The sequence below is a fragment of the Bacteroides reticulotermitis JCM 10512 genome, assembly GCF_000517545.1.
Taxonomy (GTDB): Bacteria; Bacteroidota; Bacteroidia; order Bacteroidales; family Bacteroidaceae; genus Bacteroides; species Bacteroides reticulotermitis.
The window spans coordinates 1-16,353 of sequence record NZ_BAIV01000023.1; the positions used below are offsets into that span (position 1 = coordinate 1).

General features: G+C 41.9%; 6 protein-coding genes and 1 pseudogene. 5 read left to right on the forward strand and 2 right to left on the reverse strand.

Translation table 11 applies throughout. The annotated features are described in order from the left end of the window. Positions 1 to 120 precede the first annotated feature (120 nt). Positions 121 to 807 (reverse strand): potassium channel family protein, encoded by a 687-nt coding sequence (locus JCM10512_RS13740; protein WP_044163945.1) that lies wholly within the window; start codon positions 805 to 807, stop codon positions 121 to 123. Positions 808 to 812: 5 nt separating this feature from the next. Beyond that, positions 813 to 2,642, reverse strand: a complete 1,830-nt coding sequence (locus JCM10512_RS13745) for a TrkH family potassium uptake protein (RefSeq protein ID WP_044163949.1) — start codon at positions 2,640 to 2,642, stop codon at positions 813 to 815. 132 nt (positions 2,643 to 2,774) lie between these two features. On the opposite strand from JCM10512_RS13745, the gene JCM10512_RS13750 reads away from it, so the two are divergent. From JCM10512_RS13750 to JCM10512_RS13770, 5 genes and pseudogenes are all read left to right on the forward strand, one after another. Further along, positions 2,775 to 4,145 (forward strand): TrpB-like pyridoxal phosphate-dependent enzyme, encoded by a 1,371-nt coding sequence (locus JCM10512_RS13750; protein WP_044164060.1) that lies wholly within the window; start codon positions 2,775 to 2,777, stop codon positions 4,143 to 4,145. 134 nt (positions 4,146 to 4,279) lie between these two features. After that, positions 4,280 to 8,340: pseudogene (locus JCM10512_RS13755) on the forward strand (hybrid sensor histidine kinase/response regulator transcription factor). 527 nt (positions 8,341 to 8,867) lie between these two features. Then, positions 8,868 to 10,994 carry a heparin-sulfate lyase HepC gene (hepC, locus tag JCM10512_RS13760; protein WP_044163951.1) on the forward strand — a complete coding sequence of 709 codons (2,127 nt, stop codon included), beginning with the start codon at positions 8,868 to 8,870 and terminating at the stop codon, positions 10,992 to 10,994. A 12-nt stretch (positions 10,995 to 11,006) separates the two neighbouring features. After that, entirely contained in the window at positions 11,007 to 13,166 is a 2,160-nt protein-coding gene (locus tag JCM10512_RS13765) for a surface glycan-binding family protein (RefSeq protein ID WP_044163953.1), read from the forward strand. Between the two features lie 24 nt (positions 13,167 to 13,190). After that, positions 13,191 to 16,349 (forward strand): SusC/RagA family TonB-linked outer membrane protein, encoded by a 3,159-nt coding sequence (locus JCM10512_RS13770; protein WP_044163955.1) that lies wholly within the window; start codon positions 13,191 to 13,193, stop codon positions 16,347 to 16,349. Positions 16,350 to 16,353: the final 4 nt, after the last annotated feature.

Sequence of the window (16,353 nt, forward strand, 5' to 3'; positions counted from 1 at the left end):
TTTTGCCTCTAGTGGAGCATATACGGTATATATAAAATAAAAACAGCTACAACCGTGTTCGGCAATGCCACACTTTCTTAATGGTTATTAAACTAATTACCAAGAACGGAGACACCTCTATTAAATAGCTTTCCAGAAAGCTTGAAAGTCGCGATATTTACCATAACAGACCAGTTCATCACCTTCCTGTACTTTCTCATTTGCAGGAAGTTCGTTCTTGATGTGCTGTTCCATAAGCGATATACCTAAGCAATTGGTTATTTGGTCTGCTCGCTTCAATCCAATTAACTTCAGCCGGAACTCTTCATCCAGATTCAATTCATTGACAAAGTAACCTACAAGCTTCTTTGGAACGGTAAACTTCATAACATAATACTCAACATCAACTCGAAATGACTCGATGCTAGTACCGAAGTCAAGCAATTGCACCAAGCCACGAGCAGCATCTTCTTCCGGGGTTAATATCTTCTCCAGATCAAAAGCTTCCAATACCGATTTATGAACCAAATCAATAGCACGGGCATAAATATGAGCTACTTTCTTTTGTTTCAAGAGAGCTACCACACGTATAGAAGCCCCAAAGTTCTCACCAATGGCAACAATCACAATATCGACATTATTCAACGGAAGTACTGATAAAGACTGTTCATCTGTCGCATCAATCACAAAGGCTGTAGCAACTTTGTCTTTAATGCTATCTACACGACCTTCACTGATATCCGCCCCGATGACCTCATGCCCTAAAGCTGAAAGTTCTTCAGCCAATACACGACCGTAATTACCTAAACCGATTATTATGTACTTCATACTTATTAGTTTATTATGATGTTATCGCTTGGATAACGATATTTTAAATTCTTCTTCTGTTTGATAATGCCTAACATCAATGTGATAAGTCCCACGCGACCGATAAACATTAAAAAAGCGACCAATAGTTTACTTACATCACCCAAACTGGAAGTCAGGTTCAGACTTGCTCCCGTGGTGCTCAGTGCAGAGACACACTCAAAAGCCAAAGCCATCAACGAGGCTTCCGGCTCAAGCATACTTAATATAAAAATAGATAAGAACAGAACGATCAACGACATAAAGACTGTCGCATTGGAACGCCGGATCGAGTCGGACGAGAGTTCACGTCCAAAAACTTCCACCCGATTTGTCCCGCGCAATACGGCTACAAGATTCAATGAGACCACTGCAAAAGTATTCACTTTAATACCACCCGCTGTAGACTGTGAACCACCACCAATCCACATCAAAGCCAGATAAAGCAATAGCGTTTGTAGACTTAATGATGCCAAATCGACACTTGTGAAGCCGGCCGTACGCGGACATGTCGCGTTAAAGAATGCTTGAGTCACCTTTTCAGTCATAGACATTCCAGCAAAGGAGCCATTCCACTCTAAAACAGCAATAGCTAAAGTACCGATTGTAAGCAGTAGGAATGTCATAATCAATACAATCTTTGTATTCAGATTATAAAGATGAGGCATATTATGCTTATCAAATTTACGAGTGCGCAACATCTTCCAGAAATTCCGCAGACGATATAACACAATATCTTTGAAGTTAACCAAGATAGGGAAACCAATACCCCCCAGAATAATCAGAAACGAGACCGAGACATACAATGAATTGTGCCCATCCATTAGCAACGGATTACCTAGATTGCCGGGAAGTGTAGAGAAACCGGCATTACAGAAAGCCGAAATCGAGTGAAAAGCCGCGAAAGCCAGTTCGTCGTCAAAACTCATTCCAAGTGTATCATGAATACTGAACCAGATAGCTACCATACCGATCCCTTCAATAACTAACGTAAATCCAAGTATATATAGCAGTGTAGAAAGCAAAGAGCCCAACGAATTGGAACTAACCATATCACGTACTACCAACTGATTATAAAGAGAAGTGTTCCCCATAAAGAACATCGCAAAGAAGCTGGTTAGCGTCATCACGCCTAGTCCGCCAATCTGAATGAGTAAGATTATAATAACATGACCGGTAGGAGTAAATGCGGTTGAAACATCTACAGGAACCAATCCGTTGACACATACGGCACTCGTAGCCGTAAATAAGGAATCGACCCAGGTAATGCCATCTACCGTACACAACGGCAACATTAACAATCCCGTACCAATGATAATAAAAGTGAGGAAACCCGCCGCCAACATCAATGACGGATTCGTGCGCCGACCTAAAAGACGTACTAAACCATTAGACAGGTTCAGGAAAGAGAGCACCAACAATAATAAGATATGGTAGAATTTACCATTCAGAAAGTCCCAGAAGTGCAAGATAGCTCCCGACTCTTCCGGGCGATGAAAGATTACCGGAATAAGGGTCAGAAACAAAAAACCATTCAATATCCACGCCAGATTTCGATAGTTCTTTTTTGTGTCCCGGTATTCGAGTATAACGTGTAAGCTAACATCTATCAGAAAAATAATCCATACAGCTTTGTAAACACTGTTCAGACCTATTATTTCATTTGGAGACAAAGGAAATCCATGTTCATAAACCACACTGACAATCAACAGTAGTGAGGCCAGATAGGTTAAGACTTCTACTAAGCCCAATAAAACACGTATATAGGGCCTCAGTAATTTATTCTGGTATAACAAGAATTTATGATAAATCTTCATATCATCCTATTTATTCTTCTTTGCAAACTTAGCTAAAATAACAATTGATTCCGATTCTTTGTTGACAAAATCATCCTTGTCTTAAAAAAAATGGCTACATTTGGCAGCGAAAAACAAAAAAAACACAAGATTATGAGTAATAAAAGAAAACGGTATATCCTACAAGAAGAAGAAATCCCACATTACTGGTACAACATACAGGCTGACATGGTAAACAAACCATTGCCACCGCTACACCCTGGAACAAAAGAAGCTTTGAAGCCGGAAGATATGTATCCGATCTTCGCCAAGGAATTATGCCATCAGGAATTGAATCAGACGGATGCCTGGATTGAGATTCCCGAAGAAGTACGTGAAATGTATAAGTACTATCGCAGTACGCCATTGGTTCGTGCCTATGGATTGGAAAAAGCACTCGGTACCCCGGCGCATATCTACTTTAAGAACGAAAGTGTTAGCCCTATCGGCTCGCACAAATTAAATTCGGCATTGGCGCAAGCTTATTATTGCAAAGAAGAGGGCGTTACGAATATTACAACTGAAACCGGCGCCGGACAATGGGGAGCCGCACTTTCCTATGCCGCTAAGGTCTTCGGATTGGAGGCTGCTGTTTATCAGGTAAAGATAAGCTATGAACAAAAGCCTTATCGTCGCAGCATTATGCAGACATTCGGTGCACAAGTCACCGCTTCGCCTTCGATGTCTACCCGCGCCGGAAAAAATATTCTGACTGCCCATCCCAACTATCAAGGTTCATTGGGTACTGCTATATCAGAAGCAATCGAATTGGCTCAAGTAACTCCAAATTGTAAATATACGCTAGGTTCCGTGCTCAGTCACGTCACGCTTCATCAAACAATCATTGGTTTGGAAGCTGAAAAGCAAATGGAAATGGCCGGCGAATATCCGGATGTGGTAATCGGTTGCTTTGGTGGTGGTTCTAACTTTGGAGGAATCTCCTTCCCTTTCATGCGACATAATATATTGGAAGGAAAGAAAACACGATTTATTGCTGCCGAACCTGCTTCCTGTCCCAAGCTGACCAGAGGTAAATTCCAATACGACTTTGGTGATGAAGCCGGATATACTCCCCTGCTCCCCATGTTCACTTTAGGACATAACTTTTCGCCCGCGCATATTCACGCCGGTGGACTTCGTTACCATGGTGCAGGTGTAATCGTTTCTCAATTGCTGAAAGATAACTTAATGGAGGCGGTCGACATTCAACAACTGGAGTCGTTCGAAGCAGGATGTTTATTCGCACAAGCAGAAGGAATCATTCCGGCACCCGAATCTTGCCACGCAATTGCTTCCGCCATTCGCGAAGCCAACAAATGTAAGGAGACGGGGGAAGAGCAAGTCATTCTATTTAATTTATCCGGGCATGGACTGATTGATATGGTGTCATACGACAAATATCTGGCAGGCGATCTGGTCAATTATGCGTTAAGCGATGAAGACATTCAACAGAACCTTGACAAGATAGGAGACTTATCCAAATAATTGTAAAAGTCTAAAAGTCTGATCGTTCGGTCAGACTTTTTAAATAAAAATACATTTAGTTTTCATTTCCACCGACGGGGAGTTGAAAAGATATCACTATCTTTGAGCCCATTAATAATTTTGCATCCCCGAAAATGAATATCCTTAAAAATAATACATTCTATCTGTTCGTTTTACTTCTCCTTGGAGTCACTCCCGTCTTTTCTGAAGCATCAGACCCAATCAATTTTTCCTATATATCTCTAAACGAAGGTTTATCGCAAAGTACGGTTTTCTCTATCGATCAGGACAAGCAGGGCAATATGTGGTTTGCGACCTATGATGGTGTGAACAAGTACGACGGTTATTCATTTACGGTCTACCAACATGATGAATCCAATCCGCACAGTATCTCCACCGACATTGCCCGCATTGTAAAGGCCGATAGTCAAGGACGTATATGGATCGGCACACGAGACGGATTATCTTTCTACGATGAAGAAAAAGATCAGTTTAAGAATTACTACTACAAGAAAAGTGGTAAACAGTTACCAATTAATGGAATTGCAGAAATATCACCGGAAAAACTATTAGTCAGTACGCCCAACGGCCTGACTTTATTCAATATACCTGAAGAGCGCTTTATCGACAACGCCCTTAACACAGCAATGCACCAGGTAATCGCTTCTACACTCTATAAGCACGGCGAACAAATTTATATTGGTACGCAAGAAAAAGGATTGTACAGCTATTCCATCCCCAATGGAAAGTTTGAGAAAGTCAATCCGATACTCGATACAAAAAGGATTCAGGCCATTTTACAACAATCGCCTACCCGCATCTGGGTTGCCACCGAAGGAGCAGGTCTCTTTCTGATCAATCCGAAAACTCAAGAAATAAAAAACTACCTCCACTCCTCTTCCAACCCGAAAAGTATTAGCTCCAACTACATCCGTTCGTTAGCTATGGACTCGCAGAATCGGCTTTGGATCGGAACCTTTAATGATCTAAATATCTACCACGAGGGCAGTGATTCGTTCGTTTCTTATAGCAGCAATCCGGTGATAAGCGGAAGTCTGTCTCAACGCTCGGTTCGAAGCATCTTTATGGACTCGCAAGGAGGAATGTGGCTGGGGACCTATTTTGGTGGGCTGAATTATTATCATCCCATACGCAATCGTTTTAAAAACATACGGCATATTCCCTATAAGAACTCCTTGAGCGACAATGTCGTCAGTTGCATTGTGGAAGATAAAGAGAAGAATTTATGGATCGGTACCAACGACGGAGGATTGAACCTTTACAATCCCAACACAAAACTCTTCACCCACTATATGCTGCGAGAAGGCAAAGATGAAAAAGGAATTGCTTCCAACAATATTAAAGCCGTATATGTAGACGAACAAAAGTCGCTGTATATATAGGTACGCACGCCGGAGGATTCAATATTCTTCACCGGAAAACCGGCAAAATGGAACATTTCAATCAAACGAACAGCCGACTAGTGAATGAGAATGTATACGCCATTCTTCCCGATGAAGAAGGCAATATTTGGCTAGGTACACTAAGCGCGTTAGTTCTTTTCAATCCGGAGAAGAGGGATTTCACCACCATCGAAAAAGAAAGAAATGGCAATCCTTTCTCAGTTAAGCAAATCACCACATTGTTCCGAGACTCCCGCAAACGACTGTGGATCGGCGGCGAAGAGGGAATATCGGTCTACAACCAGCAACACGATAAACTACAAAAAGAGCTCATCCTCCCAGACAACTCCATGCTTCAGGCATTTGTAAACTGTATATACGAAGCGGTCAACGGAGTATTCTGGATAGGTACACGGGAAGGTGTATATAGTTTCTCCGAAAAAGAAAAGAAAGTGAAACGATATACCACTGCCAACGGGCTACCCAACAATGTGGTTTATGGTATTCTTGAAGACTCTTTCGGACGCCTTTGGATGAGTACCAATCAGGGTATTTCGTGTTTGAATCCGGAGACAGAACAATTCCGTAACTTCACGGAATCAGATGGTTTGCAAAGTAATCAGTTCACATCGTCACACTACCGGACAGCAACCGGACAAATGTTGTTTGGTGGTATCAATGGTATCACCACTTTCCGTCCGGAATTGCTGCAAGACAACCCGCATACGCCTCCGGTGGTCATTACCAAACTGCAATTATTCAATAAGACAGTACGCCCGGACGATGAAAGCGGTGTATTATCCAAGAATATCAGTGAGACAGAAAGCATCACGCTGAAATCATGGCAATCGGCATTCTCACTGGAGTTTGTTGTTTCCAATTATATTTCCGGGCAACATAACACCTTTGCTTATATGCTCGAGGGATATGATAAAGAATGGTATTACCTGAACGACAAACGCACAGTTTCTTACTCCAACCTACCTCATGGCACCTATCGTTTCTTGGTAAAAGCTGCCAATAGCGATGGGAAATGGAACCCGACACCCACGGTATTGGAGATCAAAATCCTACCCGTATGGTATAAAACGTGGTGGGCGACTCTTTTATTTGTAGTTATTACCGCAGGTTTCATCATATTTGTTTTCCGTTTCTTCTGGATGCGCAAAAGTATGGAAACAAAGCTAGAAATGGAACGCAAGGATAAAGAGCATCAAGAAGAGATTAACCAAATGAAGATGCGCTTCTTCATCAATATATCGCATGAGCTTCGTACACCGTTAACGCTCATTCTCGCACCTTTGCAGGAAATTGTTAATCGGATTAGCGACCGTTGGACACGCAATCAGTTGGAATACATCCAACGGAATGCCAATCGCTTACTTCATTTGGTCAATCAGTTGATGGACTATCGCCGGGCCGAGCTTGGTGTATTCAGCCTGAAAGTGAAAAAAGGAAATGCCCACGAGCTTATTTATGAGAATTTCCTCTTCTACGATAAGTTATCGCGCCATAAAAGGATTAATTATACCCTGAATTCGGAACTTGCCGACAAGGAGGTTTTATTCGATCCGAACTATCTGGAACTAATAGTCAACAACCTGTTATCGAACGCATTTAAATATACCAAAAGCGAACAAAGCATCACCGTCACATTGAAAGAAGAAAAAGGCTGGCTATTGTTGAGAGTCAGTGATACGGGTATAGGCATTCCGCTGAGCAAGCAAGGCCGAATATTCGAACGTTTCTATCAAGTTGACAGCGAACATGTAGGAAGCGGTATCGGCCTTTCATTGGTCCAACGCTTGGTAGACTTGCATCACGGACGCATTGAACTGGCGAGTGAAGAAGAAAAAGGAAGTACATTCTCCGTATATCTCCCACAAGATCCGAGCAGTTACAAACCTTCCGAACTAGCCTCTACCGATGAGGAGAGCGAAGAGGATCAAGTCTACTCAACTAACTCCCGAGAGATGTACTTCATCGACACAGAGAGCGTAGCCAATCCTGCTATAGAATCGAGCGATAAAAAACGGGGAACCATTCTGATTGTAGAAGATAACATTGAGATACGTCGCTATTTAAGTAACGGACTTGCCGACTTATTCAACACACTGGAAGTCGGCAACGGCGAGGAAGCTTTAGAAATATTGAAGGATAGTGAAATAGACGTCATTATTACTGATGTTATGATGCCCGTTATGGATGGTATCAAACTCTGTAAAAGCGTGAAGCAGAATATACGTACCTGTCATATCCCTGTAATGATACTATCGGCCAAGACAGAAATCAAGGATCAGATGGAAGGCTTACAAATGGGTGCAGACGACTATATACCCAAACCTTTCTCACTCACAATATTGACCACTAAGATACAAAACATGATGCGGACACGCCGGCGAATGCTCGAGCGATATTCCAAATCATTAGAAGTCGAGCCGGAGAAGATAACATTCAACGCCATGGATGAAGCTTTACTCAAACGTGCTATGAAGATTGTGGAAAAGAATATGGATAACATTGAGTTTTCGACAGATGAGTTTGCCCGTGAAATGGGTATGAGCCGCTCAAACCTACATTTGAAACTAAAAGCCATCACCGGTGAGTCGACAATTGATTTTATTCGAAAAGTACGTTTCAACGAAGCATCCAAGTTATTAAAGGATGGTCGTTACACGGTTGCGGAAGTTAGTAGTATGGTTGGGTTCAACACTCCCTCCTACTTCGCGACCAGTTTCAAGAAATATTTTGGATGCTTGCCAACTGAGTACATCAAAAGATTAAAAGGATAAAAACTAAGAAGAGTTATTTCCAATCTCTTTTTGTGCCTCCTGAGATATCCAGTATCGCGGCCAGTGCCACTGCGTTGGCACAACTGTGACAGTGCGATGGCACAACTATGCCACTGCGGTGGCACGACTGTGACAGTGCATTGGCACTGGCTGGCACACCGCTTAATAATTTTAAAAGATAAGGTAAACAAAGACAAGCTCAACTATTTTCAACACAGAGACTAGAATGTTTAAGCTCACGTTTCACTGGTAGTGAAATCTTATTATGTCATTCATTCCAGTCCTTACGGATTTGTTTCCACGGCTTTGATATACAAGCACATTGCATACCATTATGATAGCTTATAAGCCTTCATCAATGCGCATAACTTACCTTTTCAACAATACTAATATATAATTCAACGTTTTTAATAGCATAAAGCCATTTTTAAACAAAGCAGAAACAAGATAAAACAGGAAACATAATTAATCAAACTACATTTGCCATCAGTGAAATATAACTTTTAATAATTAAATCCTAATAAAGTATGAAGAACATCTTCTTTATTTGCCTTTTTGCTCTATTCGCATTTACCGGATGTACTGATGACGATGAAGATCTGTATACCGGTGGAGATATAGATATAAATCTATTACCAGAGCCGAAACCGAATGAGGTCGTAAATTCCAAAATTTTCGATGTGATTAACTTAGACTATCCCGGTTTAGAGAAAGTGAAAGAATATTATGAAGCCGGTGAACATTACTATGCAGCTAATGAATTGTTGAAATACTACAGAAACCGTACGCATGTTGTTAACCCGAATATTAACCTTCTGAATCCCTGGATCAGTCCGTTTGATCAAAACATAGCTGAGCAAGCAGTGGATAACCGTTTCTATATCCGTAATTTCAAAGAATCAGAAGAAAACGGGAAAGAAGTATATTACTCTTTCCTTAAGGATGGGAAAATCGACTGGGAATTTGTACCCAAAGGAATTACCGATCAAGAATTCATGTCACAAAAGCATCGCCACCAGTGGATGCTTCCACAAGCCAAAGCATACCGTATAACTCAGGACGAAAAGTTCATCCAATCGTGGATTACCGTATATTCTGATTGGTTGACCACTTTCCCTGCTCCGGAAGGAACGGTTTCCAAGAACAACGTACAATGGTATGCATTGCAACCGGCCGAACGCGTACTCGATCAGATTGATATAATGGCGTATTTTATCCAATCGGCTAACTTTACACCCGAATGGCTTTCAACATTCCTCACCGCATTCTCGGACGAAGTAGAATGTGTGCGTAACAACTACTATACAGATGGTAGCAATATTTATGTTACTCAGGTACAAGCCATCACCACAGCGGCGATCTTAATGCCCGAATTTAAAAATTCGGCAGATTGGCTGAATGAGGGAACACAGAGAATCACGGAACAAATCACTGCACAGTTTTTAGCAGATGGCGTGCAGAATGAATTAGATCCGAGTTATCACCTGGGAGTGGTATCCGGATTCTACAACATCTATCAGATTGCACAGCTAAACGACAAGCTAAGTTTGTTCCCTTCTACATATATAGAACAATTGAAGAAGGCAGCACGTTTTGTGATGGACGTTATTTATCCCGACTATTCAATCGACAACTTTAATGACACGCGTTCTGCTTCATATACCAAAAACGTGTTGTTAAGAAACCTCAGACAGTATGCTGAAATGTTTCCGGATGATCCAGAAATTAAGTGGATGGCAACCGAAGGGAAACAAGGAGAAGCACCTGCTGAGTTGATACAAGTATATAGTGCATCCGGTTATTACATGTTACGTAGTGCATGGGGGAAGAATTCGACCCAGATGATTCTAAAGAATAATAACAACCCGGATAATAAATGGCACTGTCAGCCCGATAACGGTACATTCGGTTTATATCGCAACGGACGTAACTTCTGTCCGGACGCAGGTGTTTATTCTTACGGAGGAACATCCGAAAGCAATGCCGAACGTGCAGCATTCCGCGCAACTAAGATGCATAACACGATGACCAGAGAGGAAGCAAATATAGCGGACGGATACATGAACGGGAAATTTCTGAAGATGGATAGTCAAAATGGTGTAGACGTTCTCGTGACAGAAAACAAGTCTTACAGCGACCTGACACACCGCCGCGCAGTATTCTTTGTCAACAAGGAGTTCTTTGTATTGGTCGATGAAGGTTATGGAGCCGGTTCAACCCCGTTGGTTAACCTGAACTTCAGTTTATGCCCAACAAAAGAAGACGTTGTAATCGATGCGAACGTATCAGGTTATCAGTATGGTGCCCACACCGTATTCGCCGACAATAATAATATGCTGTTCAAAACCTTTGTAGAAACAACAACGGATTATAAAGCAAAGGAGAATACGACATACGTTTCAAACAAATTACAAGAAAAATCGGGCCAACGCAGATTCTATCAAGTTAGCACTCGTAAGCCAGCAAGCGGAGCCGCTCGCTTCATCACAGTTATTCATCCATTTGGAGCTGCAAGTGATGCAGAGAACCTGATTATTGATGCGAAATTTACGGACAACGAAGGCAAGCAGCCCGGAACATTTCACGAAAACGGTGCTTCCGTAGAAGTGAAAATTAATCAGAAAGCCTATAATTTATCTTATACATTAAATTAATAGACCCATAATATGAGACTAAAATTGCAATACATTACTTCGAGATTCTTAGCAATCTTAATGGTAGTCGTATTATGTGCTCTCCCAACTTCGTGCACAGATACAGAAACTACCGATTCTACTAAATTTGCACTTCACTATGCCGGCATAACCGACATAGGTCCCTCTATGAACTTTAATCTGGACGGGCCCACGTATATTGGCAATACCCCTTCCGATTTTGCTATCACTCGTATAACAGTAAATGGTGAGGTATACAGCACCGATTGCTTCGCGATAGATAGTGACAAAGGTTCGATCACTATCGCTAACACCAGTGATTTGCCGGTAGGTTTGTATTCCTTGAGTATATCCTGCTATTCAAGTGGCAAATACTATGAGTTTAAAGACATTCTAACCATAAATATGATGAAGTCAGTTCCCGACGGTATTACCGTAGAACCTAATAAGATTGAAGTGGAATATGGCGATATTATTGATGAAGAAAGTACAGAAATACTTCCTACTGCACAAGTCAAAACAGATGGCAATCATATTTCCATCCGCAAATACATCATTGCTAACGTTCGCAAAGATGGAGCGTTGATTGAGAACAAAGACTTCTTTGCTATTTCTGCAACCGGAGAGATTTCTGTAGTAAAAGGACAAACCGGCATTCAACCTGGAAAATATGTACTCGATCTGAAACTGACAACAGCCGTAGTAGATGAAGAAGCCGAAGAAGGTATCTTTGCCAACGCACTCGAGATCGATATAACCTCAAAACCATTATCATTGGTTTATACCCCTAATTCTGTTCGTACAGAAGTAGGAACAGGCAATGTATCGGTTTCTCCGGAATTTATCGGTTCCGTTGATGATTTGGTTTATAGCATTAAATCGAAATCTCCGTCCACTGCGCCTATCTCTATCGACCCGACAACAGGTGTCTTAACTTTAGACGCAAACAATAGCTTGGCGATTGACGATAAATGTGAAGTTACGGTTACCGCTACCAACAAATTCGGAACTGCCGACTTTGAAAATGTATATACCATCAACATTGTTGCATTTATCCACCCGATTGATAACTTCTCGTACAACAATACCGAGGATTTCATTCAGGCTACCGCATTCGAACATTCTGTAGCCGTAATAGACGGTGATGAAGTAAGTTATTCATTCGTCAATCTGCCGGAAGAACTAAGTGCACTGACTATTGACAGTCACAGCGGAAAGATAACTGCTACCAAAGGCAACTCGATTCCGGTGGGCTCGCATACAGTCACTGTACTGGCTAAAAACAGCAAGAACGAAAAGCAGGCTTCATTTAAACTGAACGTAGCTAAGAACCCATATTATTTCACTTACATCCATTGGGGAAATAACCTGAACTTGGCACCTGCCAAAGCTTATGCAAGTCAACATCGTGTAAATTCCAAGGCTGAATTACTAGCTCTATCTATTCCGGTAGCGGAAACCGATTTACCGAATGATGTAAAAGTTATTTGGGAAGTTGCAACCGAAAGTTTCTCCGGAGGAAGTACACAAATCGACGAGCATGGTACACTCACATTTACTGGCGGATGGATTGATGCTAAATGCTTCGTAGTTGTAGTTAGTGCGACTACCGGTAAAGGTACTGCTGGAGAGATTACAGTCAAAACGCCTGTATTTGTAGACTGTTCGGCTGCTATCAAGGGAATAACGGTAAGCTATACCCCATTTGCGTTCCAAGTGAACCCACGTACAGGTGGTAATTCTGTTGCGCCTGTTATTACAGGAGCGGCCGACCAAAGCCAATTCCTGATGGACTACCGCAGAACATTCAATTTCTATAACATCAACGGACCCGCTTCACACCTTGACGGACAACCCACGGTGAAAACCTCATTCATGTACAGCATATGGGCGGCATACTTTAATGCCATAGGTTCTTCATCGGTAAATACAGGTGCACGTGCTCCGTTGTCCTACTATGACAATATCGGCAAAACGTCCATACCCGCTGCATTTGTAAACAACACCGACTTGTCTGTTGTTGTTAATCCGGATAAATGGAAAGATGATGCCGGATTTGCCAACGGAGTTATGATCGGTCAGATGACTTATGCAACAAATGGCAACCCATCCAGTATTGGTGGCGGCGAGAAAATATTCCCGCTAGCGATTTGGTTTGATACGAAGTTTTAAAACTAATCTAAAAATCAGTATATAATGAATACATATAAAACTATATTTAGTACATTGAGCAAAAGAGGGTATCTTACCCTCCTAGCTCTCCTGATGGCAATCTGCACCTTTGCCCAGGAGCAGCAAGTAACCACCAACGGTGTGGTACTTGACGAAACAGATATTCCTTTGATCGGAGCGACTGTACAAGTAAAAAATGGCAAGAAAGGCGTCATCACCGACTTTGATGGTAACTTCTCCATTAAGACTCGCAGTAACGCCACCTTGGTGTTCAGTTACATCGGCTACAAAACGCAGGAAATCAAATTAACAGCTTCAAAAAAGCTAACCGTTAAACTGGTTCCGGACAACGCTATGCTCGATGAGGTAGTAGTTGTAGGTTATGGTAGCATGAAGAGAAGTGACCTGACGGGTTCTGTTTCCTCTGTAGGTGCCAAATCAATTGAAGGATTCAAAACCAGTTCGGTAGTAGAAGCCTTAGGAGGCCAAATTGCCGGTGTACAAATTACACAATCGGACGGTACTCCGGGATCGGGTTTTGATATTAAGATACGCGGTGTCGGTACGGTAAATGGCGACTCCTCTCCTCTTTTCATCGTGGACGGTTTTGAAGTTAGCAACATTGACTACCTGGCTAACTCGGATATCGAATCGGTCGACGTATTGAAAGATGCTTCGGCCTCGGCAATCTACGGTGCTCGCGCAGCAAACGGGGTTGTATTGGTCACCACCAAATCCGGTAAAGAAGGAAAGCCTATCATTACCTATAACGGTTCGGCAAGCTATCGCGATATGTCTAAGAAGTTAGACCTGCTAAACCCTTATGAATTCGTAGGCCTACAAATGGAAATCAACCCAGGTAAATTTGCTACTACCTATTATCAAGAAGGTGAAGACAAAGAAGGAGTTCCTTATCGCTACCAGAATTTAGACGATTATTTGACAGAAAGAGGAGTAGACTGGCAAGATGCTGCATTCAAATCTACCTGGTCTCAGAATCACGACATAAGTATCAATGGTGGTACGAAAGAATCACAATATGCGGTGTCTTTCTCTCATTTCGATGAGAATGGTATCTTTACCAATAGCGGATATAAGAAAAACACCGCCAAGTTACGCCTGAATCAGGAAATTAACAAAGCAATCACGCTCAATACGACCATCAACTACGCCAATACGGTGAAGGATGGTATTGGAACATCGGGTACAGGTGGCACATTGAATGTTTTGTCTAATCTGATCAATGCACGTCCTACCGGCGGTCTGAATATTACAAATGAAGAGCTGTTGAACTCGGTTTTCGACCCACTGGAAATTAGCGAAAACCAAACGTACTCACAAATCAATCCGATCAAGCAAGCTCAAGCGGTAAACAGCCGCAGACAGTCGGAATTATGGAGTGCCAATGCAGCGTTGACCATACAACTGATGAAAGGATTAACGTTTAAATCATCAGCTACCTATAATACGACTAATACGAGAGTTGATACATTTTATGGCGAACAGTCTAGTCAGGCCTATCGTAGCGGTGGGACATACGGTTCGACACAGATGCAGAAAGAATTGCGTTGGTCAAACAATAACACACTGACCTACAAAAAGAAGATCAACAAAAAGAACTCTTTCGACATCATGCTCGGACATGAATTCTCTTACAGAAGCTATGAACATTTGTTAGGTCAAGCTAAAGATTTCCCATTCGAAAATATGGGTAATGACAACTTAGGCCTGGGAGCTACTCCTAGCCGGGTTGAAACGACCAGAAATGATAAGAAGCTATTGTCTTTCTTTACTCGTGCGAACTACAACTTCGACAATCGGTATTTTTTTACCGCTACTGTACGTGCTGATGGTTCTACCGTGTTCTCTAAAAAGAACAAATGGGGATACTTCCCCTCATTCTCTGCGGCATGGCGTATTTCCGAAGAAAAGTTCATGAGAGACATTACTCCTATTTCAAACATGAAACTTCGTTTAGGATGGGGTACAGTAGGTAATGACCGTATTTCGAACTATCTATCGATGGATTTGTATACGGAGAGTAAGTACGGAGTCGGCAATAAACTGACAACTGTATTGACTCCTAAGCAACTGGCTAATAAGAATCTGAAATGGGAAGGTTCTACAACCACCAACATCGGACTTGACTTGGGCCTTCTGGATAATCGCTTGAACCTGACTGCCGATTTCTTCATAAAGAATACGAAAGACTTGCTTTTAGCTCAGAATCTGGCTTACATAACAGGTTTTGAATCGCAATGGCAGAATATCGGAAAGATTCAGAATAAAGGTATTGAGTTGAATTTGAATACTGTCAACATTCAAAAGCGTAACCTGATATGGCAAACCGATTTCAATATCTCCTTTATTAAGAACACTTTGAAATCGTTGCAAGATGGAACCGTTTCGATGTACTCTGCAACAAGATTCAATAGCAACTTTACAGGCTATGATTATGTAGCAACTGTCGGTTCATCGCTTGGACAGATTTACGGTTATGTCTTTGATGGCGTATATCAAACCTCTGATTTCAATGTGACTCCTGACGGAAAAATGATTCTAAAACCAGGTATTGCTGATATCAGTAGTCACTCTGGTAAACCCGTAGAACCCGGTATGGTTAAGTATAAAGATATGGACGGCGATGGAGTTATCAGTACATCAGACCGTACCGTAATTGGTAATGGTTTACCTGATTGGTATGGAGGTATTAATAATACGATCAACTACAAAAACATTGATTTCAGCTTTATGTTCCAGTTCAGCTTTGGGAATGATGTTTATAATGCGACTCGTATGTTCCACACTCAATCGCAAAACGAGCGTAGCAACCAATTAGCCGAAGTTGCCAATCGTTGGACACCAACCAATGCATCCAACCGTGTGCCTTCCGCTAAAGGGTATGTCAAGTATGAATTATATTCACGCTTCATCGAAGACGGTTCGTTCCTGCGTTTGAAGAATGTAACTTTGGGATATACGTTACCGAACAAATGGACAAGAAAAGCATACATCAACCGTTTAAGAGTATACGGTACTGCACAAAACTTGTTCTGTCTGACCAAATACAGCGGTTTCGATCCGGAAGTAAATATGAAAAACAGCCCGCTCATGCCAGGATTTGACTGGGGAGCTTATCCGAAGAGTAAGGTATTTACATTTGGTGTCGAAGTTCAATTCTAAATTA